At 66.8% G+C, this 20,809-nt stretch carries 20 protein-coding genes; 6 read left to right on the top strand and 14 right to left on the bottom strand.

The window, feature by feature from the left end:
- Positions 1-2 precede the first annotated feature (2 nt).
- The 10 genes from ACF088_RS18305 to ACF088_RS18260 all read right to left on the bottom strand — a co-directional run bounded on the left by ACF088_RS18305 (position 3) and on the right by ACF088_RS18260 (position 10,869).
- Positions 3-914 carry a hypothetical protein gene (locus ACF088_RS18305; protein WP_392376796.1) on the bottom strand — a complete coding sequence of 304 codons (912 nt, stop codon included), beginning with the start codon at positions 912-914 and terminating at the stop codon, positions 3-5.
- A 620-nt stretch (positions 915-1,534) separates the two neighbouring features.
- Positions 1,535-2,374, bottom strand: coding sequence for a hypothetical protein (locus tag ACF088_RS18300; RefSeq protein ID WP_392376795.1), 840 nt, complete (start codon positions 2,372-2,374; stop codon positions 1,535-1,537).
- A gap of 257 nt (positions 2,375-2,631) precedes the next feature.
- Complete coding sequence (locus ACF088_RS18295) at positions 2,632-3,156, bottom strand: hypothetical protein (protein ID WP_392376794.1); 525 nt, start codon at positions 3,154-3,156, stop codon at positions 2,632-2,634.
- A 13-nt stretch (positions 3,157-3,169) separates the two neighbouring features.
- On the bottom strand, positions 3,170-3,742 hold the full coding sequence (locus ACF088_RS18290; protein WP_392376793.1) for a hypothetical protein: 573 nt from the start codon (positions 3,740-3,742) through the stop codon (positions 3,170-3,172).
- A 1,530-nt stretch (positions 3,743-5,272) separates the two neighbouring features.
- Complete coding sequence (locus ACF088_RS18285) at positions 5,273-7,702, bottom strand: hypothetical protein (protein ID WP_392376792.1); 2,430 nt, start codon at positions 7,700-7,702, stop codon at positions 5,273-5,275.
- A gap of 140 nt (positions 7,703-7,842) precedes the next feature.
- Complete coding sequence (locus ACF088_RS18280) at positions 7,843-8,286, bottom strand: hypothetical protein (protein WP_392376791.1); 444 nt, start codon at positions 8,284-8,286, stop codon at positions 7,843-7,845.
- Between the two features lie 216 nt (positions 8,287-8,502).
- The gene (locus tag ACF088_RS18275) at positions 8,503-9,027 is read right to left on the bottom strand and encodes a hypothetical protein (RefSeq protein ID WP_392376790.1); all 525 of its coding nucleotides are present in this window, start codon (positions 9,025-9,027) and stop codon (positions 8,503-8,505) included.
- 819 nt (positions 9,028-9,846) lie between these two features.
- Positions 9,847-10,287: a hypothetical protein gene (locus tag ACF088_RS18270; RefSeq protein ID WP_392376789.1), complete on the bottom strand. Its 441-nt coding sequence runs from the start codon at positions 10,285-10,287 to the stop codon at positions 9,847-9,849.
- A 123-nt stretch (positions 10,288-10,410) separates the two neighbouring features.
- Positions 10,411-10,557 (bottom strand): hypothetical protein, encoded by a 147-nt coding sequence (locus tag ACF088_RS18265; protein ID WP_392376788.1) that lies wholly within the window; start codon positions 10,555-10,557, stop codon positions 10,411-10,413.
- Positions 10,558-10,611: 54 nt separating this feature from the next.
- On the bottom strand, positions 10,612-10,869 hold the full coding sequence (locus ACF088_RS18260) for a WhiB family transcriptional regulator (RefSeq protein ID WP_392376787.1): 258 nt from the start codon (positions 10,867-10,869) through the stop codon (positions 10,612-10,614).
- Positions 10,870-11,700: 831 nt separating this feature from the next.
- Between ACF088_RS18260 and ACF088_RS18255 the strand changes: the two genes are divergently transcribed.
- Positions 11,701-12,456 (top strand): GntR family transcriptional regulator, encoded by a 756-nt coding sequence (locus ACF088_RS18255; RefSeq protein WP_392376786.1) that lies wholly within the window; start codon positions 11,701-11,703, stop codon positions 12,454-12,456.
- 241 nt (positions 12,457-12,697) lie between these two features.
- Here ACF088_RS18255 and ACF088_RS18250 read toward each other — a convergent pair whose 3' ends face one another.
- The 4 genes from ACF088_RS18250 to ACF088_RS18235 all read right to left on the bottom strand — a co-directional run bounded on the left by ACF088_RS18250 (position 12,698) and on the right by ACF088_RS18235 (position 16,621).
- The gene (locus ACF088_RS18250; protein ID WP_392376785.1) at positions 12,698-12,943 is read right to left on the bottom strand and encodes a DUF397 domain-containing protein; all 246 of its coding nucleotides are present in this window, start codon (positions 12,941-12,943) and stop codon (positions 12,698-12,700) included.
- Positions 12,944-13,112: 169 nt separating this feature from the next.
- A complete protein-coding gene (locus ACF088_RS18245; RefSeq protein ID WP_392376784.1) occupies positions 13,113-13,979 on the bottom strand; it encodes a DUF5753 domain-containing protein in 867 nt (288 codons plus the stop codon).
- 683 nt (positions 13,980-14,662) lie between these two features.
- The gene (locus ACF088_RS18240; RefSeq protein ID WP_392376783.1) at positions 14,663-15,163 is read right to left on the bottom strand and encodes a TrmO family methyltransferase; all 501 of its coding nucleotides are present in this window, start codon (positions 15,161-15,163) and stop codon (positions 14,663-14,665) included.
- 72 nt (positions 15,164-15,235) lie between these two features.
- On the bottom strand, positions 15,236-16,621 hold the full coding sequence (locus ACF088_RS18235; RefSeq protein WP_392376782.1) for a Tat pathway signal protein: 1,386 nt from the start codon (positions 16,619-16,621) through the stop codon (positions 15,236-15,238).
- A gap of 252 nt (positions 16,622-16,873) precedes the next feature.
- Between ACF088_RS18235 and ACF088_RS18230 the strand changes: the two genes are divergently transcribed.
- From ACF088_RS18230 to ACF088_RS18210, 5 genes are all read left to right on the top strand, one after another.
- Positions 16,874-17,323, top strand: a complete 450-nt coding sequence (locus ACF088_RS18230) for a hypothetical protein (RefSeq protein ID WP_392376781.1) — start codon at positions 16,874-16,876, stop codon at positions 17,321-17,323.
- Positions 17,324-17,480: 157 nt separating this feature from the next.
- Positions 17,481-17,912, top strand: coding sequence for a hypothetical protein (locus tag ACF088_RS18225; RefSeq protein ID WP_392376780.1), 432 nt, complete (start codon positions 17,481-17,483; stop codon positions 17,910-17,912).
- 193 nt (positions 17,913-18,105) lie between these two features.
- A complete protein-coding gene (locus ACF088_RS18220; RefSeq protein WP_392376779.1) occupies positions 18,106-18,585 on the top strand; it encodes a hypothetical protein in 480 nt (159 codons plus the stop codon).
- Between the two features lie 425 nt (positions 18,586-19,010).
- The gene (locus ACF088_RS18215) at positions 19,011-20,252 is read left to right on the top strand and encodes an acyl-CoA dehydrogenase family protein (protein WP_392376778.1); all 1,242 of its coding nucleotides are present in this window, start codon (positions 19,011-19,013) and stop codon (positions 20,250-20,252) included.
- A gap of 47 nt (positions 20,253-20,299) precedes the next feature.
- The gene (locus ACF088_RS18210) at positions 20,300-20,755 is read left to right on the top strand and encodes an NUDIX domain-containing protein (RefSeq protein WP_392376777.1); all 456 of its coding nucleotides are present in this window, start codon (positions 20,300-20,302) and stop codon (positions 20,753-20,755) included.
- Positions 20,756-20,809: the final 54 nt, after the last annotated feature.

Raw genomic sequence — 20,809 nt, 5'->3', positions numbered from 1 at the left:
GATCAATGCACTTCCCGGGGCGCCGGTAGGGCAACTACAGCAGCCTCCTGGACCGAACGCAGCGCGCTGGTGAGGGCCTCGGAGACAGCAGCAGCTTCACCAGCCACACGGCGTGTCTCGGCTACGGCATGGTCAGCGCGAGCTGACCGCGCCAGGAGGTCGAGTACCTCCTCTTCCCACTCGGCCAGTTCGTGAAGTTGCTGATGCTCTGCGTACCGCGCATCAGCCTTCATGACCTCCACGGCGTACGCTTCCAGCGCGATCACTGTGGATTCGATGGCACCCAAGCTCAGCCCCAACTTCCGGCGCTGCTCGTGGAGCTGCTTCTCGGCCTGTTCCCCTTTCCCCGTCTTCGGCAGTTTGTCCATCAGCCGGCGGTAGGACGCGAGACCCGCGGCGATTTCCCACACCTCGGCGGGGAGCATCTGCTCGTTCCGCTGACGGTCGATGAGATCCTCACGATGGACACTCGAATACAGGACGAGGCGAACCGCCGAGTACGCCCGGACCAGCAGCTCACGAGTGACCTCATCCAGTTCTTCGGGGAGGACGTAAGCGTCGCGCGCCTCGCGCAGTAGAAGCAGATGCCGGCGCCTTGCCCGACGCTCCGCTACAGCGATGGCCGACCAGCATCCCAAACCGAGCAGTACCTGCAACAGGATGGTCACGCTGCTCAACCCTTCGACGAATCGCCAGGGCTGGGCCAGACTCAAGGCCGCAACACACAGCACGGTCTTGGCGCGGATCGGTGCGACAAGGCCGAGCCACGGACTGGGTTCGGAATGAGGGTCAGGGGCGAGCAGATCGCGGTGTTCGGAAATGCGGATTGCCTTTTGCAGCCGCTCCGGGAGCTCTGGGTTCATCACGAGCTTCGGCAAAGTCAGCCTGGGCAAATCTGCGTTGTTCTCAGTCACGGGCACTTCCTTTCGGAGGCTAGACCGTGCAGAGGTAGCGGCACGGCGCTTCGGGAGTCGTCATCCGCCCCTTGCACGTCGACCGCCAATCAGCATGCATGCGATAGCTGAGGATCTGCTACCTGCATTGATTTAGAGCGGCAAGTAATACAACGACCAAGACGATCAGGATGAATTTCGACGAAATGTAAGGAGTATCGCTTCCCCTGTGCCGGGATTGGTCGAAGGGAAGGCGGACGATGTAATCGTGGTCAGGGATGTCTCCACCGTGGAAGTCGTCGCGGTGCTGTTGCTGTTTGGCCTCCGCAGCGGCAAGGGAGCGAAATTGCCTTCGGGACGTGGTGCGGCACTGGCCACACCTGTGTGCGTAGCGAAACAGCGGCACGTCAGCTCCCTTGCCTACGGGGGTGGTTGGTGCCGGACGATACCGGTAGGTGGAGGGGTAGGTCACCGGTAGGCGTGGTAGTTGGCTGGTAGTTGTTGCAGGTCAGAGGTCCGGTAGGTGCGCTATCTAGGCGATCGCGGTGACCCGCGGGGGTGGGGGCGGGGCCGGCGCGGTGCGGCCCCCGGCCGCGCTGTTGGAGCGGCGGCCGGGGAGCTGGCGGGAACGGCCGAGGAGCTCACCCGGCGGGCGGGTCTGCGGCACCGCTCGCGGGTGGTGTCCCGTCACCCGGAAGGGGCGTCTTGGGGGTCAGGTCCGGCACCTGCTCCGCCGGCACTTCCCGTGCACGGGCCGGGGCGATGGGACTTTCCAGGAGTTTGCAGAGGGGCTTGTAGCGGATTCCCGGCCGGTTTTTCTGCTTTCCTCCCTCCTTGCGGTTGACGTCCTGGATCTCAACTCCAAGTTGTTTCTCGCAGTAGACCCGCAGATCTATCACATCCCATTGGAGGAGAGACTGTCGGGCATGGAGATTTTCGAGAATCTCAGACAGGTGCACCCCCCTCTTCTTCTTGCGGAACTCGACTTGCTCTGCCGTGTAGGCGATAACGTCGATCAGCCCCTGTTTTGCCATTTCCGGAGTGACTTCCTCCGACTCCTCCATATCTGAGCCGTTCACCTCGTCCGCCCCGGCATCGTTGCTGCCGGCAGAGCGCGGGGCGGGAGAATTTCGCGCGGTTGCGGCGTCGCCGTCCTGCCGGTGGGGCGAGTGGATCCAGGCCGCTGCCAGCCAGGCCAGGAAGCCGGCGCACACACCCCAACCCCACAGCACCGAGTCCCCATTGAGTTCCTGACCGGCTACGTAGACCCCGATACCGACGAGAAGAGCGCGGCCTCCAGCGCTGGAGACGCCGTCTTCAAAGAGCCATTTGAAGCCCATTCCGATGAGGGTGACGGAGCCGCCTACGATCTCCCGCGCAACGAAAAAGCCGCCCTTGAACGGGCGGCCGAGTTCGATGCACAGCGCGCGCAGTGACAGGCGCGGGCGTTCCCCTTTGCCGGGAGGATCGTCCGCGTGCACAAGGATCCGTGCGAGTGTCTGCTGCGCGATAGCCTGGGCCCGCTCTGGCAGCCGCCGGCAAGGCGACGGAGCCGCGGGCAGGCGGTCGGGCGGTTCAGAGGGGGTGTCAGGGGCGAGGTCACCGGCGTCAGAGCGGGGTTCTGCTTGATGGTCGTCGGCGATGGGCGTGAGGTCGTCGATGGGTACCTCTGTCTCTGCCTGGTAGCTGTCGGCTCGCCGTGGCGAGCCGACGGGAGTGTCGTCCGGTGCGGTTCTCATCAGCCGGCCAGCCCGATGGCCTGGGCGGCGGCTTCTACCAGGGTCTGCGGCAGACTCCAGATGCCCCCGGCCCGAGCCCATGCGGTAGCGCAGAAGATGCCCATGAGCGCGGCCACGCCCACCCGGGGCTTGCGGTAGTACATGTAGACGACGGGAAGAGCAGCAGCCACGCCCAGGCCCGCGTCACCGAAGGTGTCGTGGGTGAGCAGCTTGGACACCGAGACGCTGGCCTCACCCGCGTGCACCCAGATGTTCCCGGCAGTGGTGTAGAAGACTCCGGCGCTGTAGCCGACCCAGAATGCCGGGTCGCATTCGAGCCGGTGCCGTACCTTGGCCCCGCCACCGCCACCGCCGCCGCCCTTGCCCTTCGGGCCGCCGCCGCCCTTGCTCTTGGGTTCCTTGATGCCGAAGTACAGAACGGCGGTCAGGATCAGCGCGATTCCGCCGCTTCCGATCGTGCCGAACAAGCTGCCCAGGCCCTCGCTGGCTGCTGCAGGGGCTGCTATGTCGATGTAATTGATCATGGGGATACTCCGATTACAGGTGGACGCCGAGGCCCGGCGTGTAGAGGGCGAGCCCGAGGATCGAGCCGGCCAGGGGGACACTGCCGAGGCCGCCGAGGAGGGGCGCGAAGAACGTCACGCGGTGCCGTAGGACATCAGCGAGACCGTCGTCGAAGCGGCGGCCGCGACGAATGCTCCAGACAGCGGGCAGAACGCACACCAGGACGCCGGCACAGCCGATGACCATGCCGCCGCCGACGCCCTCGCCCTGTTCGGCGAAGTCCCAGATCTGGTGGTTGGTGAAGTGCGGAATGTGCAGTCGCCACGAGATCCATCCGATGACTCCGGTGTACAGGAGCCGCCCGATGCCGCCGGTGTGGCGCCACCTGCCCTTTTTCTTCTCTTCCGCTGTCTCCGGTACAAGCGGGGTGTCGTAGTACCACTCGCTGAAATGGCCGCGGACCCGGTCGGGGAAGTCCCGTGCCCGCTCGTCGTGGTAGAGATCGCCCAGGTGCTCGACGGCCTGGCCGAGGATCCGGGCCAGTCGCTCTTCGAGCTCCAGGTCCTCCTCGGTCCGGCTGTGTTCAGGGTGCTCAGGCGGGATCACCGTCGGCCTCGAGCCGCCGGTTGCTGCTGCGATCCAGTCCCCGAGCCGTTTCACCGCACCATCGACGTTGCGTCCGTCGTTGACGGCGATTGCTTCCCTCGTAGCGCTGGCCGTCGTCGCCTGGGACTGTTCGTCCGCGAGGGCGAGCTCACGCGGCTCCTTCCAGATCGACGGAGCCTCTTTGGCGTTCTGCGGATCAACTCGCGGGAGAGAGGGACGGGAAGCAGGCGCCTGAGCCTGAGCGCCCCGCGGGGTGGTGAGGGCGCCAATACGGGTGAGCCACGACCCACGGTCGCTGTTGTCAGCTCCGGGGGCCTGTGTGCCCTCCTGAGGGCCTTCGGCTGGGCGGTGGGAGCTCCACCACCGGATCATGTTCAAAGCGCCTCCTGGCGGTCGTGCAGCCGCTTGTGGGTGCACTGCGTCGCGGCGATAGACAGCGCCTCTGCGGGCAGCACGCCGGCATGAGCAGCGGCTCGTGGGGTGTTTCACGGCCGGTGCCAAGCGGGCGGCACCGTGGCCGGGGCGGCTCGTCAGGAGTCCCTGGTTCAGCCGGATGTCCTGAAGCTCATTTCTGGTGGTGGTCCGTCATGCGCTCCCACCCGCATGTGAGCATCGCCCGGATCATGCGCTCCCGGAGTTCGACTTCATCGGCCCCGGGCAGCCGCGGATCGACTGGTCCTGCCGGGCGATCCGGGAGGGGAGCCACGAAGTCCTCCGGAGGAAGCGGGTCGGACTTCGTGACGTCGCCGTCTCCTACAGGTAGAGGCTGCTCGCCGATGCCTTGTTTCGCCCGGTGACGTGGACAAGAGCAGCGCGCGTGCCAGGTTTTGAGGTGAGACAGAAAGCTGGCAAGAGGACGCCAAAGCATGGGGGACTCCATGGTCGGGACGGCAGATCACGGTGGCTGCAGGGCAGCCGCTCCCCTCGCGGTAGTTGGGCGGCCATCGCCCCTACCACCGCCTACCGGCGCCTACCTGGGCTCATAGCCGAGGAACTACCGGTGGGATGGGAAGTCAGGGCCGGCGCGGCGCAGAGAAGACTCCACACCGGCGGAGGGCCGAGGCCCTCCGGTCTTGGCGTTTACACGCGGCCATGGCAGTTGCGGTTGGCATGCAGGCGCACCGCAGGCCGTAGAGCGGGCCCGAGAGGGCGCTGGGCAGGCGGCGTTGTCTCATTGCCCGTGCCCGTGCCGGTGCCGGCTCGTTTCGGTTCGGGCGCGTGACGATCTCAGGTGGGATGAGACAGTCTCATCGCTGACTTCGCTCGGCCGTGAGACGCCGGTGCGTCTCACTCGTCTCGGCGCCGCTCATCACACCGTGAGTTGTCTCAGGGCACCGGAGCGAGTCTCATCTCATTGCGCGAGCGTCGTCTCACTGAATCCGTCTCATGTGCCCTGAGATTGTCGTCTCAGTCTCACGAAACCGTGTCTCATCCGCTCAGTCTCACAGACGTGAGATCAGCGGCTTCATCTCACGAAGTACGTCTCGCTGGCCAGGTCTCGCGTTGAGATTGAGACCTGGCCAGTGAGACTCAACCGGTCTCAGAGCTTGTGCTGGTGCCCTTGGCCCCCGCGGCCTTCCAGCGGTCATAGAGGCGAGCTGCAGCCGTCCGGCGCCGGCCAGCGGTCGCCCGGGCGCCTGTGACAGCTCGTTCGGCTTCAGCGACTGAGACCTTCTTGGCTCCTCCGCGCTCCCACATGAGACGCGCCAGGAACTCGATCTCAGCCTGCGCGCTGCCCAGTGAGACCACGTTGCCTTCCTCGTCAGTCTCAGCCGGGACCTCTGTCTCAGTCCCGGCTTTCGGCTTCGTCTCAGTCTCACGTGCACTGGTCTCAACCGGGACTTCCGTCTCAATGGCGGTCTCAGGTCCCGTCTCAGTCTCACGGCCCGTGGTCTCAGTCTCACTGGGCACGCTGGTCTCACCCTTCATGAGATGAGGCTCGTGAGACGTCTCAAGCGAGGCTCGCGTCCCCTTCTGTGAGGGGACCGGCAAGCCGTCGTTCGTCGTGAGACCAGTCTTGACTCCGACGAGGGCGGGAATGCCGACCGGAGTGAGACTGGCGGTGATCGGCACGACCCTGTACGTCCGAGGAAGCGGACGTCCGGCTCGTGCGGCCACCAGCTCCCGCTGCCGGGCCGACATCTCCCGCTGCCGATGGAGTTCCTGCCCAGCAGCGTCCCAGACCCGATCCAACGTCTTGAGAGAGGCGTCGGTGATGGCGAGGGACCAGGCAGTGAAAGAGGTGCGGGGGAACCGCACCCACCGGATGACGGGAATCTTCGGCCGGGCCCTGGCCGCCATCCCCTTCTCGCGAAGCTCCTTGCGGTGGAGCAACGATGCGTAGAGCTCCCAGAGGATGATGCCGACCAGGCTCATCGCAGCGAAACTCACCGCCTTCGGCGTGGCGTGCCAGTAGGTGATGTGGTCCACGTACCGGTGCCGCGACCAATCCCAAGTCCGGCCGGTCACCGCGCCCGACGCATGCCAGTAGTTCATGACCGCGGCGCCACTCGCGAACACCCAAGTGGCCACGCGGTACATGGTGCCGGCGTCGCCGGCCTTCCGAGCCTCGTGGTACATCCAGCCCACGAAGGTCGTCGACAACTCCCAGGCAGCGGCGAAGAGGAGAGTAAACGGCATGACCCAGCCGAGGATGTCCTCGGCGAAGCCGGCCTGGCCCGTCCACGCGACCGCCATCGGAGCGGTGATCGGACCGACCACCATCACCTGCCGCGCATACCGGCGGGCCAAGGGGGTGCGCTCCGCGCGCCGTTCGGCTCGCTCCCGCTTCCGCGCGTCCGCCTTGTCGCGACGATGGTCGCGGGCTTCGCTACGGAGCGCCTTGCGCGCAAGACGGCGTTCGGTGCGATCGGTCGCCTTACGCATCAGCACCTGGGCCTGTTCCCGATCGGCCTGCGCCGCGAGCCTGTCGGCCTCCGCCTCCGCCTGCCGGCTCTTGGCCTGCGCCAGAGCCTCGGTGGCCGCCTTCATCACGGTGGCCCGTTCGCGCGCCGCCCCATCGAGCAGTCGCTTGGCCTCGGCCTTGGCATCCGCAACCGAACGCTGAGCATCTGCGGAGGCGAGCTCGACCTTGCGGTCCGCCTCCGCCCCAAGGGCGTGCGCCCGCCGCTCGGCGTCCTGCAGTTCGTCAGCCGCCTTGGTACGCCGACGCTCAGCTTCCCAATTGGCTTCCTGCCGTACCCTGTCCGCCTCGTGCTGCGCAGCGGCACGATCTTCCTCGGCATTCGAACGCGCTGCGGCAAGTACTTCCGCAGCTTCGCGGCGCAGCCGGGCCGCCTCTGCCCGTGCCTCCTCCCGAAGATCATCAGCGGCCTTCTCGGCTTCGGCGCGCACCGACTTGGCCGCTGCAGCAGCCTTGTCCTGGATTCCGTCGCCTTCACGCCGGGCCGCGTCCATGATGTCCTCGGCGTCGGCGTGCGCCTGCTGACGAACCTGCTCGGCGGCCCGCCGCGCCTCGTCGGTGAGGGCGTTGGCCGTCTTCTGGGCCTCTGTCTTGCAGCCTTCAGCGTCTCGGCGGTCATCCTCGGCCTCCGCTGCCAGGGCTGCGGCGCGCAAGCCTGCTTCAGCCAGGAGCGTCTCCGCCCGCTGTTCAGCCTCACCGATGCGCCGCCGTTCCTCGCCCGCGGCCCGCTCCAGGACCTCCTGGGCAGTCTGCTCTGCCTCGGAAGTGACCTTCTGGGCCTTCTGCTCAGCGTCCCCGAGCACGGCGTCGGCCCGGGCTCGGGCCTCGGCTGCTATCTCCTCGGCTGCCAGCTGAGAGCACCGGCCGCGGACGGCCGCGGCCAGGCGCGCACGCAGCATGACCTTCGCGGCGCTGTCGCAGGCACCCTCCACCGCTGCCTCGCTCGGTTCGGGGCTGGACGGCGCGGCCGGGGCCGTGCGCCGCCGCGGCGTCGACGGCTGATTCTGTTTCCTCTTCCTCTTGGACTGGCGGGACACACCTGCCTCCGTTCACAAAAAAGCGCGGGCCGGGCCTCCAGAGAGGCCCGGCCCGCGATTCGAATTCGTTCAAGCGCCCGCTACTTCGAGGCGGGCAAGCTCCCCGCCTGCTGCCCTCAGGCCAGGCGCAGCGATATCGGCTAACCGCCGCAGGGGATGGAGCTGGGCGCCGTGGTGGCGCCGATCGTCACGTACCCCGTGTAGGCGCCCCACCCACCGTTTCCGTGCGTGGTCTGGACGACCAGGGCCAAGTTGGGGTTCGTCGGGTGGCAGGCGAGGAATCGTGCCCGGTCGCCCTCGGCCATGAGGCCCTTGACCGAGCCGTTCGCACCACGCAGGAAGAGCCCTCCGGTGCCGACGGCCGGCGTGATCGGGCCCGAGGCCGTCGGGCGGCCAGGGCGGATGGTGACGCTGGGGTACTCGGTGATTTCCGCCGGGGCGGACCGGCCGGTGGCCGGGTCGATCCGAGTCTCGGTGTGGGTGCCGGTGGGCCCCGGGTCGGGGATGGCGGCCTGGGCAGTGATGGGCGCCATCCCGAGGCTGGTGATGGTCGCGGCGATTGCTATGCGTGCCGTGCGGTTCATGGGACTCCTCATGCGAGAGGGCCCCGCCGGTCGGCGGGGCCCAGGTGTGCGAATCGGGGGAGGTGGTCGTTACGTCGTCGGCAGACGGCCGACGACGAGCGTCCAAGACGTCGGGCACGAGGCCGCCCGTTCAGTCCGACGTGGGCATCTCGAGGGCACTTGCCCGGGCCTCAGCTTCGAGGGCGGGCGGCTACTGGAGAGTGCGGTCGGGACAGGTCAGTCTGTTACGCGTGTCAGGCGGACCAGTTCGTACACCAGATCCACCGGCTCCTCGAAGAGGGTCAGCGTGGTGCGGCCGAAAGCGACACGGGCGAGCCCGACCTCCTCGCCGGACCGGTCGGTGACCTCGCGTTCCTCGGAGTTTGCCTCCAGCTCACGCCACGTCGGCCAAGGGTTCTCCAGGCACTCGCACACGTCGTCGTGCAGGCACTCGTCGGCCTCCAGGACACGGTCGCGGACGCTCTCGTACGCCTGCTGCGACAGGCCGGTGAAGTGGATCTGGGCGGTGCCGGGCATGTCGCGCAGCAGGTGGGCGCTGAACCCCGGCGCGTCCACGAGGAACCACGCATCGGGGCCCTCACCCGGCCAGGTCCGGTGAAGGCGGCCTGCGCCGTCCGTGGCCGCGATGAGTGCGGATGCGGCGACGTGCGCGGCGCTCGAAGCGGCGGCGCGGGCTGCCTCCAGCGCCGTGGTCAACGAATTGGACAAAGCGTCGGGAATGGTCATGTTGGTGGCGTTCATGAGGTCCTTGAGCCAGAGGGGATGGGGAGTGAAGAGCGGGATGTTCAGACATCGGCCTTCCCGCGCCCGCAGGCACGGGAAAGCCGGTCGCCACCGGCACACAGACGTCCCTCGGTCCGGAGGGCTATCTGGAGGTTCCGCGTCCTACGGCTTGCCGCACTCAGACCGGATCGGCTGCTGGTGAGCGAACAGACGCCGGCGTCGTGCCCGTGCGGCGAGCACAGCGGCTTCGACCGCGGCAGGGTCGAGAGGTACGAGGTTGCCACTCTCACGATCCCGGTGGAACAGGACTGGGTGCTGATGGGCGTCCGATCCTGCAACTGCCTCGGTGGACGCCGGCTGGGTCTGCACTTCAGGTCTCCTTCGCAACACTTCGCTGCGGGCCTGGGGACTGGGAGGCTGCACCGGCGAACGGCCGGTGTCCGTGAGCTGAAGCCGCGCCGATCGGCGCCTGGGCGCTCTGGCGGTCTCGTTCTTGGACGGCCGTCGTCGCTGCGGTGCTTGGAGGAGCGGAGCCGGCGAAGCGGAAGTTGAGCCCGGGCTTCAGTGCGATCCGAGCCGGCTGCGGTACCGCACGGCGGCCACCCTGTCAGAGATCGTGGCCAAAGAGGCTGGGGAGGAGGGCCCTTCGGCGGCGGCCGGGGTGGACGGCGTCTTCTCGGGGTCGGAGGCGGAAGGCTCGGTGTCATCGCTAGGATGGGTCACTGCTGCTCCTCAGTTCGGTGAGGTTGCGGACAGGGCCCTGGCCCGGAGCGCGTACTCCGGGCCAGGGCTTTTGCGTCGAATCAGCAGGACGTCATGCGTCCTCGACGCAGTGGGTCAGGCAGTAGCCGACACCGGGGTGGGTGTGGTCGCGAGGTCACGCAGACGTGCGGCGTAGATTCCGCGGGGGGTTGCCCGTGCGGTCGGCAGAAGTCGGAGGAGGATCTCGACGTCTGCCGGGCCGAAGAAGCGCTCGACGACGAGCCGCAGCAGTGCGTCCGTCATCGGCTCTGCCGGCGAACGGGAGCCGAGGTGCTCGGCCACCGCGAGCAGCCGGCCGTTGACCTTTTCCCTGCGTTCCTGCGCAGTGCGGGCGGCGCTTCGTCCGCCGCGACGGGCCCGGGCGTCGCCGTCCTGGCGCAGGTACGCCAGCAGCTTCCCGAAGGCTTCCTGTTCGTCGCTGGCAGCTGGACCTCGCGCGGGGAATCGGGCGGCGACTTCCAGGTGCCCGAGATCGACGGAGCGATATGGCGTGAGTGTGATCATGTTGCTGGTCACAGAATCTCCTGATCAGCCGAGGAACCTGTGAGACAGCTCTGGGGGCGCCCAGAGCTGCTCTAACTGTCTTCGCAGGACCCGCCTGCGGCCTGTCACTGTCGACTGCTCGCTGGGCTGAGCCGGTCAGCTGCGCTGTCCGTGCTCGGAGAGATGCTGCGACATGAGTCCCCGGTACATGGCGGCCTCGGTCTCCGAGAGCCCGCGGAAGCGGATCTGCGCCGTGCAGTCGGGGCACGTCAGCCGTGTGAAACCGCCGAGGCGGTCCTGCATGGTGCGCAGGAACCGGAGGAACGACTTCTTCTTGTGGACCTTTCCTCGTGAGGTTCAAGCGGTGGTGGTGCGGGCGCGGTTGCGGGCTGCGTGCCGCTTCACGGCGCGGCGTTCGTCCTCGCTCAGGCCGCCCCAGACGCCGGAGTCCTCGCCGGACTTGAGTGCCCACTGCAAGCACTGATCCATGACGGAACAGCGGTGGCAGACGGCCTTGGCTTCCTCGATCTGCAGCAGGGCGGGGCCCGTACTGCCGATGGGGAAGAAGAGTTCGGGGTCTTCCTCTGCGCAGACTGCGCTGTAGCGCCAGTCCATCTGTTCCTCCTTCGGTTGCTGCCCGGCTCGGCGGGCAGTTCGGATAAGCCCCCGGCTGCCTCGTCACCTGGAGGTGCGGGTAGCGGGCGGGGGTGGTGGTGCCAGTGGCCGCGGCCGTGGGCGCTCGCCACGGTGTGCGGGCGTCCACGACCGCGGTTACTGGTGAACCGGATGCGCGTTTCCAGCGCGCGTTGACCTCATCTAGACGCGGACCGCTACGCCGGGGAGGCCAGTCCTTGGGCGGTACGGCGGTGAAAGGTGTGCCGCGTCGTTCTTTTGAGCCGGTTGCGCGATGCGTTGTGGGCGTGGAGCCCTTTCTCGGCCGGCTGTTCTCCACCGCCTCGACCGGTTGGTCACGGTCGTCGTGCGGCAGTGGATCACGCTGTGGAGATTTCAAAGTGCGGCCGCTTCCCTCGGCCCCCTCGGGGGAGGTTTCAGGGCGGTTTGTCCACCTGAGTGCGCAAGCGGCGGGTGCATGTGCGCCCATTGCGCGGTCGCGAGGTGGGGATTCGGTCCTGGCCGGTCCCTCGTAGCCACGTCCCGAGCCGTCATCGAGTGACGGAGGTACGTGAAAACGAGGCAGAGCCAGCGCCTTGTCGCCGAACAGGATCTCTGCGATGCCCTGTTGGTATGGATCAAGTGAAGCAGAGTTCCCTAGGGAGATCAAGTAGTTCCCTAGGGAACTCTGCAAGTTCCCTAGGGAACTACGCAAGTTCCCTAGGGAACTTTGAGTCTTGAGGCCCCTGACGTCCCTGGGAAGCGTGGAGTAGAGGGCCCATAGGGACGGCCACCCGTACGATCGGGTGGCTAAGGAGAATCAGAGGGAGATTCATGACAGACGCGCCGGCACCTATGCAGCCCAAGCACGTGCGCATTGCTGACCAAATCCGCACGGCCATCGACTCGGGTGGCCTTCAACCCGGCGAACGCCTTGAGGCTGAGGACGTTCTAGCCGCTGAGTACAAGACCAGCGCGGCCACTATCAACCGTGCGGTGGAACTGCTCAAGGTAGAGGGCTATCTGGAGGGGCGTCGCGGATCCGGGGTGTATCGCCAAGAGCTGCCTTCCCTCCAGTTCCCAGTTCTCCCAGGGGAGATGGGTGGTCACTGGGGAGGCGGCGGCATCTGGGAGACAGATGATGCGCAGTCGCTTGATATCGACCGTGTAACCGTCGATGAGGTGAAGCCGCCACAGCGCGTTGCCAGGGTGTTGAGGCTCGAAGCCGGAGCCGACAAAGTCGTACGCCTAGCGGCCCGCTTCTCCGTGGAGGGCAGGCCAGTCAGATACGTCCGCACATTCTTGCCGCGTAGGCTCCTGACCGACGCGCAGCGGGCGAAGCTCAATCAGGCCGTTTCCAACGACATGGTCGTCACGCTGAGGAACCTGGACCAGCACCCCGCAGCCATCCAGGTCGAAGCACGAAGCCAGATGCCGACGGGTGAAGATGTGGACCTTCTGTCGATCCCTGTCGGCCGATTCGTCCTCAGGCTGTACCGGACTGCATACGACGATCGGGGCCCGATCGGCGTCGAAGAGACGATGCTGGACACTGCCTCATACGTGCTTAAATATGGATACACGGTATGAAGCCGCGCGGCTAGGTAAGAGGCCAGCCGTTCCCGGCTAACTCCCTTCGCCTGCTCGCGCCCTCAGGGTCACAAATCACTGTGAGGTCGCAGCTCACTGAACACGCCTGCAGAGATGAGTGGTTGCCACGCGCGTCGTGGAAGGGGAGAGTAGAACGACGAAGCGTCCCTCCTCACTGTGGTTGAGGAGGGACGCTCTCGGCTGTTGCGAGACCCCAGGTGGACGTCTCCGCGTCAATGCCTCATGTGACGGGCGTGAACGAGCCTTCCACGGCGGCGTTCACAAAGTTCGACCATTCCTGAGCGGGGAAGGTAAGGCGCGGCCCGCGGGCGTCTTTGGAGTCTCGTACGAGCACTACCGCTTCAGAGGGAATGGCGCATTCAATGCAATCTCCCCCATTTTGCCCGCTATAGCTGCTCTTATGCCACTTTCGCTCTTCCTTCAACGAAGAATCTCCTTGTCTGATATGCGCATGGTGGTGGCCCACCGGAAGGTGGACGCCACTGCTTGCGTTGGGCGTTGCTCTCAAGTGTCCCGCAGAGCTTCGGCAGGACCTAGGTGGGGAGCGGGAGCGTTGGCGGTAAGCGCGTGCCCTCGCTGTACGCTCAGCCGGCCAAGCCGGCGGGTCCTTGTCCTACAGCTTCGGCAGGCGCGCCTCATAGGATGGCCGCCGCAGAACGGATCATGGTTAGGGACTCTTCCTCAGTTGCCGCCAGCGTCTCAAGTTTTCCGAACGTGTCGATGAACGGGGCAACGAGTTCGGGGTCCGAGAGAACACCTCCATCGACGAGGTTCTCCAAGTACGCCAGGCTTCCCAACGTCTCGTCATCGAAGTTCCAGATGGTGAAGGGACCGTTCATTGCGGGGTGAGCCCCGACAGAGAACGGCAAGATGAGAATGGTGATGTTGGGTTGTTCCGCCAGTGCCAACAGCCGATCGAGTTGCTGCCGCATGGCCTCTGGCCCGCCCACTGGCCGTCGGATGACCGCCTCGTTGAGGATCATCGTCACCTGCGGAGCGAACTGTGCTTGCGTCAAAATGCTCTGTCGTTTCGCCCTGACCTCCGCGTGACGTTCGACCGTCCCGTCGTCGGCGTCAGAGAGGCCGAGGATCGCCAGCGCATAGCCAAGGTCTTGGACCAAGCCAGGCACGAACTCAGACTGGTAGATGCAAATTTGCTTCGCGGCAGCCTCCAGGCCGAGGCATGCCGAGAACCAGGCAGGAACGGTCTCTTTGAACGGCTTGCTCTCCCACCAGCCCTTCTTGGTCTTGGTGATGAGGGCGTAGTTCTCAAGCTCGTCACGTAGTTCGCGTGGTGCCTCGTAGTGGTCGCAGAGCAGGCGGACGTCACCGACTTCGACGGCGGTCATTTTCGTCTCGAGTCGGGTCATTCGCGCTGTCGACCAACCGAACTGCTTCGCCACTGCGGACGCCTTCTGGCCCCGCTCTTCCCTGAGTCGGCGAAGTCGCAGACCCAGCAGGATGCGGCACAGGGCTACCGATCTTTCGTCTGTGGCTGCCATCTGTGCTCCTTCGTAGGGGACTTGCGGCCGAGCTGGCGGCCTGTGAAGAGGTCATCATCGCGCGTCGTGTCGAGTTGACGATAGCTGCGCCTTGGCCGGCCGTACGGCGAAGAGGGTTCTTGCGAAAATTTCTCAGACGCGCTTTACGCAGAGAAGATTCCCCTGCCATACTCGCAACGTCGCTACAGAAGACATGCGGAAGTTGCACTCTGAGTGACTGCTCTGCGTGACTCCTGCCCCACATCGACGACGAGGATCGGCAATGCCTCAAACCTCGAAGTTCACGAGACACGCCTCGAACCCCCAAGTGGGCCTGGCATCTGAATTCGGTCAGTTCGAGACCCAGTTCCCTGTTCGAAAGCAGCATGCTGGGCTGGAACGGCATTCACCCGTGAGGAGGCGCCACTTACACCGGCGGACGGTGAACGCGCCTGGCACGGGGCGAGGGGTGCAGTGATGGCTGGGGAGCCGAACCGCGAGGGATGGCGGCCGAAGCCCAATCAATTCGCACATGACACCACCAGGGGCTGTGAGGTCCAGGTGGTGGTTGGCCCCGGTGTCTATGACAAGGACAAAGCGTGGGTGCGTCCCTGTCAGGCAGACGGCGACCCTAAGAGTGCTGGATGGCTGGCTTCTTACGACGACTTGGAACCATCGGGGGAGGACTCAGCATGAGGGAGGCATTAGCCGCGTTCCCCAGCGTCCTTCCAGTAGTTTGCCAGCATCTCGGCGACGTACTCCGGGGCGAACACCTCTCCGCGGGGGGCCATGGCCGGGTACCACGGTCCCAGGTCGATCAAGGGGGTGCCGTCGACAGCGTCGAGGTCTGTGACGTGCAGGTCGAGGCCCTCGATCTTCAGCAGCCTCGGGTACGAGATGGCCAGTTGGTTCGTCCTGCGGTGATTGCGATGGGCGTGCATGCCCGTCTGCGGCCACGCGGGATTGCCGCGGGGGCTGCGCAGGTGCCAGGCAACGTCGGACGGCGAGGCAAGATGAAAATGCCAGGTAGCCACGAGGTGGGAGAAGCCCTCCAGCCCTGCCAGAGTTTGTGGCCCGTACTTTTCGTGCAGGCGGATGATCGACTCGACGCCACCCTGGTAGTCGTCGGCCGGAGTGAGGTGCCCTCCGACTACCGTGGCGATCGTCTCGACCTCGATCCGCTGCGGTTCAGCCCTGTCCGTCATCGCAATCCCCAATCTCACCCGGCGCAGCCACCCTGTCGGGCCCTGCGCCGGAGCCTTCATGGCATGGCGCGGTTAGCCTACGCGCCGCAGTACGTCACGAGCCCGCTCGTCCAAATCGGCCGCAGCGCTTCCGCCGCGCCCTCGGACGGGGGAGAGCGACCGACGCATCTGCACCACGGCCTCCCGCGCCCGGCCCGACTGCACACCGTCCATCGAGTCCAGGGCTTTGGTCCAGGTCGCGATCGCTTCGTCGAGATGCCCGCGACGGGCCTGGACGCTTCCGAGGTATCCCAAGGTGACCACATGCGTCCTGGCGAAGGGCTGGGCGAGCCGTGTGCGGACGCTGCGGTGGAACTGTTCCTCGGCGCGTTCGAGATGGCCCATGTCCCGCAGGGCGCACGCCGTCTCGTGGGCAAGGCTGGCTTCGCCGAAGAAGAAGACCCTGTCCGGCTCCTCTGTCCCGGTGCCGGCATTGCGCAGGTCGTCCTCCGCGCGGCGCAGGGCGAGCCCCGCATCCCTTTTCCGTCCGGCGGCGGCGAGGCTGCGCGCGTGGACGACCCCAAGCAGCGCCCTCTCGCGAGGGGTAGCTTCGGTGTATCGGCGCCGGGCCATGGAGGCTTCGGAGAATTCAAGGGCGTGGGCCGGCTGGTGGAGATCAACCGCCTGATGAGCCATGGCCCGCAGGATGTGGCCGGCAAGCGGGCCGTCGTTGGCCTCAGCGGCCAGCTGTGTCGCCAGCCGGAAGTACTGCTGCGCAAGCGGGTGTTCATTCGCATCGAACGCGGTCCAGCCAGCAAGGTAGACGAATTCGCCGGCGGCGGCGTAAAGGTCTCGGCGGACAGCTTCGGAGACTGCCCGTCCACGCAGGCACTCAGCCACCTCAGTGCGGTAGGCGATGAGGGCGATGCGGCCGGCTCGGCCGCCGCGGCGTTGGTCGCGTTGACTGAAAAAGGTCGTCATCTCGCGGATGCCCTCGACGTCGTAGGACGTGACGGTGCGCTCCATTCCTGGTCGGCGGGCCTGCGCCTGCTTCAGACGCTGCTCCCACCACTGATCTGGAGGCAGCGCGAGTCCTGCTGCGGAGTAGGCCGTGCTGACCAGCATCTGCCGTCGGTCCATGTCCAAGTCCTTGCTCCCAAGGTCCACCAGCGCGGTCACTGTGTCGACGTCCCATCCTGGCGGTGCCGTCACGTCCGTTCCATCGGGAGCCATCCCGATGTCGGCCAGCGTGACGACTCGCCTCAGCGCTCGGGAGAACGTCTCGCACAAGGTAGACGGCACGGGCTCCTTGGGGCGGCTACCGCGGACCCAAGCGTTGATGTGCACACGCGACACCGTGCTCGTTGGGTTGGTCGGGTTCTCGGCGGCTGTGCGCCGGTAGTGAGCGGCGACTTGGTCCTGCGACCAGCCGAGCTCGCGGATGACGGCCTCCAACTGGAGGTTGCGTGCACGCGCCACGATTGCGCCCCTGTCCCCGAAACGATCTTTATCAGCGTTATCCGCATCCGGGCTCCCCTCGGGGTACCCGCGAGCCCTGTGAAGCGGTTCGCTCAATGTGCACCGTATTACCCAACGGCCCCCGCAGAGAGGCAAATCCGCTCGATCCCTTCGCGCCGTCGACGAGGCGCTACACAGCTCCTGGAGAACACGATGACGACATCCGTCTGGCCTCCGCGAACGAGGGACGGCTCAGCTCTGGTCCACGCCTACATGGATCTGCTCGGTTGGCCTCTGCTGGCCGAAGGCGCATCCCTCAGCGCTGACCATGCTGCGCACCTGCTGAGTGAACAGCCGCACACCGTCATTGAGACGCTGTGCGCGGATACGTTCGACGCTGTGAACCTCCCGTACGCTGCGGGGTGCGATGCGCTCATCTGGCTTGATCGCCACTACTCCCAGGTGCCGCGCATCCCCAGCTTCCGGGACGGGAAGAGCGTGACCTTCCTCGTCCAGCCAGGAGCCGCGCTACGCCTGCAAGGGCTCGACGCCGTATCGGTCGTCTCCGGCCCGGCCGGCCGTATCACGCTGCCGCCGACGCCTGGCGTGCGGTGGGACACGCCCCCCTGGTGCGCCACGACGCCCGCTCCCATCGAGCTGGCGGACGCCCAGAACCTGCGTCCCGGCCTGGAACGCGCGCTCCAGTTGCACGGCCGTTCGTAACGACCGCCGTCAACTCCCCGCCCCTATGGAGATCTCCGTGACCGCTACCGCCGCGCTCGACCAGCCCGCAGTCCCAGCCAATCCGCCCGGTCTGCCTCGCAGGACGCCCTCTGCCAGGCCCGCGGTGGGACGCACAACACCAGGCCCGGACCTTGGTGTGGTCCAACGAGTCCTGGACCGCCTGGTGCAATGGGAAATCTGCGAGACGGTCGCTCAGGCGGAGGAGACCTACGGCCTCCTCGAGGAAGTCCTGGGCCTGCACGCCGCACGCCACGTCACCCTCGAGGTCACCGAACTACACCGGCTTACCCAGCGCTGCACTGAGCTTCTGGAGAAGCTGACGGCCGTCCCTGCACTCCTCACCGAGGAATTCCCCGGCGACGACATGAGGCAGGCCCTGCGCAACGCCCAACGGGTCCTGGACGAACCCTCCTCGCCAGTTGCAGCCCCCTCGGCGGGGCGGCTGCGCCGAGTCGCGCAGCTGGGCCGGAAGCCCCCGTCGCAGGAATCGGCTGCCGCGATCGGCTACCTGCGTCGCTGCGCCCTGACGGCATCCGACCTGCTGGATTTGGTGGGAGTCGAACGGTGAACACCACGCTGACCGAAGATCGCCGCCTTACCGTCTCCAGCGCGCGAACGACCGTAGAACGCACCCTGCACCGCGGTGCTGTCGCGGTTCGGCTCGACCAGGCACCGGCGCTGGAAGCGCCGGTTGCGCGCGAGCCACGAGCCTGCCTCGGCCACCCTCGGCACGACCAGGGGAAGCCGTGGAGGTGGGCGCAGTGACCGCGCTTCCACGCCTGACCGTGAGTAGGCACGCCCTTGAAACAGTTCAGGAGCTGGCACACGGCGGAGATGAACGCACCCTGACCGCCCGTGGCCTCTACCTCACCTCGATGGAGGCCCGCCGAGCTCTCGCTGCTCTGGGCCGAGATCTCAACGGCGGTACAGGAACACGATGGACGCAGACCGTGCACCTCGCCATCGCCCAGGGACTCATCCCAGTCACCCGTTCGGCCGACATCGCCCTGCCATACTGGCAGTTGGACCTGCTGCGCGCCTATGCCTGCGGTCTGTCGTTGGACATGTACGCCGGCATTGCACCTCTGCCAGTCAATGACGCGCGTGAGCTCAACGTCCTGCTCCTCACACGGCTGGTCGCCAAGAACGAGCAACACGCGGTACTGCGCGGTCACGAGACCGGAGCTCTTCGGATCGACGACCCGCTCGAGGTGACTTTCGGGGAGGCGCTGAACACATGACACGGGCGATCGTCACCACCCTGCTCATTGGGGCCTTCGCGGCCCTGATCCACTTCGGGCCGCGAAGGAGAATCAGCCCACGCAAGGACCCACCGGGCTCAGGCGCCAGACCGCCGGAACCGTAGGTCCCATAAAGCCAGCCGCTTCGCGCGGCACCGAGGCGCTGCCCACCCGTGAGGGCAGCGCAGGTCCTGCCCTCGCAATCCCCCGAAATGGGCAGGACCGAACTGTCCTCCCCGGCGCTCCGCTCCGCAACCCACCCCGCTGGGACCGGCGCGCCGGGGAGGACAGCAGCCACCACAACGCCGGAATCGTCCGACCCATCGCCCCTGGCCCCTTCGTCGGCTCACGCCGATCACGGCGTGCTTCGGAAGCGATCCGTCCCGCGCTGCCAGCGTGCAGCCCCGCTCGACTAGGTGACCCGAATGTCCGAGCTGTTCATGACCAAGGCGCATCACCAACTAAGGCGCACACTACGGGCGTTCGCTCAGACCGAGATCGCTCCGCTCGTCCCGCGCATGGAAAGGTACCGGGCTACAGAACACGGCCTCTCGCGCCTGATCGCGCGGCAGGGGTGGATAGGCGCGACCGTGGACCGCGCTTACGGCGGAATGGGCGCGGGCCATGTCGCCAAGACGCTGATCATCGAGGAACTCTCCCGGGTGAGCGCGGCGATGGGCGCCATGGTGCAGGCGTCGCAGCTGGGCGTGGCGAAGATCGTCCACTTCGGCAGCGAGGAGCAGAAGAAGACCTGGCTGCCGGCGATAGCCGCCGGGGAGTGCCTGCCGACCATCGCGGTCACCGAACCGCAGTCCGGCGGCCATGTGCTGGGCATGACGTCCACCGCGGTCCGCGACGGCGACGACTACGTCCTCAACGGCCGCAAGATCTACGTCGGCAACAGCCACGTCGGCGATCTGCACGGCGTGGTCGTCCGCACCGGCGAGGGGTCCAGGGGCTTGTCGGCGTTCCTCGTCGAGTCCGACCGGCCCGGCTTCCGGGTCGGGCCGCAGCAGCCCGCCATGGGGCTGCACGGCTTCAGCTTCGGCGAGCTGTTCTTCGACGACTGCCGCGTCCCCGCCGCGAATCTGCTGGGCCGCGAGGGCGACGGGCTGTCGGTCGCCTACTCCTCCAGCGTGCTGTACGGCCGGCCGAACCTCACCGCCGTGTCGCTGGGCATCCACCAGGCGGTGCTGGACGAGACCACGGACTTCTGCGCCGAGCGGCAGCGCTACGGCAAGCCGCTGGCGGACCTCGGCAACATCAAACTCAAGCTCGGCCGCATCCAGTCACGGCTGCTGCTGGCCCGGCTGTCCGCGTACCACGCGGTGCACCTGCTGGACCAGGGGCTGCCGTGCGACGCGGAGCTGATGAACGCCAAGCTGGTCAACGTGGAATCGGCGCTGGAGTCGGCGCGTGACGCGATGGACATCCACGCCGCGTGCGGGCTGTTCACCGACCGGCCCATCGAGCGCTTCCTGCGCGACGCCCACCACATCTTCGCCCCGGCCGGCACCTCCGACATCCAGCTGCTGCGCCTGGGCGAAACAGCCCTCGGCGAGACGAAGACGCAGTGGTCCACCCGAATCGCGACAGCCGGGCCGGCACCCCCGCCTCAGACGCGCCCCGGCCCACCACTGACATCCCTGAGTGCGGGGGACCAGTGACCAGCTATTCGTGCCCCACCCCGTCCACACCCGCAGGGGAGACAATCATGCCCACATCACACGCTCCCGCTGTCCGCACCGCAAACGCCCTGGTCCGCCGGCGCCGCGACGACGCGGTCCTCATGACCCTCCCGGCCGACCACACGGGCCGCCCTCGGTTCCGGCTGCCCGCCGTTGCACTCGGCGACCACGAGTCGCCCGCCCACGGAGCCAAGCGAGCCCTCCAGGAGGAGACCGGGCTCCAAGCAGCGGCCACACAGCACCTCGTAGAGCAGCAGATCCCGCCCACCGAACCTGGCCAGCCCGCGGCGCTCACCATCGTCATCGACTGCGGCTCCATGACCGACGACGTACACACCCCACTTCCCCCATGCGCCGACGGCCGGTTCGCGTACGCCTGGGTCACACGTCACATGCTGGAACGGCTCTGCGAACCACATCAAGCCAGACTCGTTGAAGCCGCGCTCGACGCTCCCGCCCATGGCGGACTCGCCGAACTGTGACAGGCCCAGCCAGCCGCTTCGCGCGGACCCTCCTCGTCGCCAAGGTCGGCGTGT

It is taken from the genome of Streptomyces sp. NPDC015125 (assembly GCF_043080045.1).
In the GTDB taxonomy this organism is placed as follows: Bacteria; Actinomycetota; Actinomycetes; order Streptomycetales; family Streptomycetaceae; genus Streptomyces.
This window is presented reverse-complemented; position numbering and strand designations above follow the sequence as displayed.

Excerpts from the sequence above, each read along its gene's own strand:
- ACF088_RS18295 (WP_392376794.1), bottom strand. The coding sequence starts at position 3,156 with ATGATCAATTACATCGACATAGCAGCCCCTGCAGCAGCCAGCGAGGGC.
- ACF088_RS18280 (WP_392376791.1), bottom strand. The coding sequence starts at position 8,286 with ATGAACCGCACGGCACGCATAGCAATCGCCGCGACCATCACCAGCCTC.
- ACF088_RS18275 (WP_392376790.1), bottom strand. The coding sequence starts at position 9,027 with ATGAACGCCACCAACATGACCATTCCCGACGCTTTGTCCAATTCGTTG.
- ACF088_RS18265 (WP_392376788.1), bottom strand. The coding sequence starts at position 10,557 with ATGCAGGACCGCCTCGGCGGTTTCACACGGCTGACGTGCCCCGACTGC.
- ACF088_RS18260 (WP_392376787.1), bottom strand. The coding sequence starts at position 10,869 with ATGGACTGGCGCTACAGCGCAGTCTGCGCAGAGGAAGACCCCGAACTC.
- ACF088_RS18255 (WP_392376786.1), top strand. The coding sequence starts at position 11,701 with ATGACAGACGCGCCGGCACCTATGCAGCCCAAGCACGTGCGCATTGCT.
- ACF088_RS18245 (WP_392376784.1), bottom strand. The coding sequence starts at position 13,979 with ATGGCAGCCACAGACGAAAGATCGGTAGCCCTGTGCCGCATCCTGCTG.
- ACF088_RS18240 (WP_392376783.1), bottom strand. The coding sequence starts at position 15,163 with ATGACGGACAGGGCTGAACCGCAGCGGATCGAGGTCGAGACGATCGCC.
- ACF088_RS18230 (WP_392376781.1), top strand. The coding sequence starts at position 16,874 with ATGGATCTGCTCGGTTGGCCTCTGCTGGCCGAAGGCGCATCCCTCAGC.
- ACF088_RS18215 (WP_392376778.1), top strand. The coding sequence starts at position 19,011 with ATGTCCGAGCTGTTCATGACCAAGGCGCATCACCAACTAAGGCGCACA.
- ACF088_RS18210 (WP_392376777.1), top strand. The coding sequence starts at position 20,300 with ATGCCCACATCACACGCTCCCGCTGTCCGCACCGCAAACGCCCTGGTC.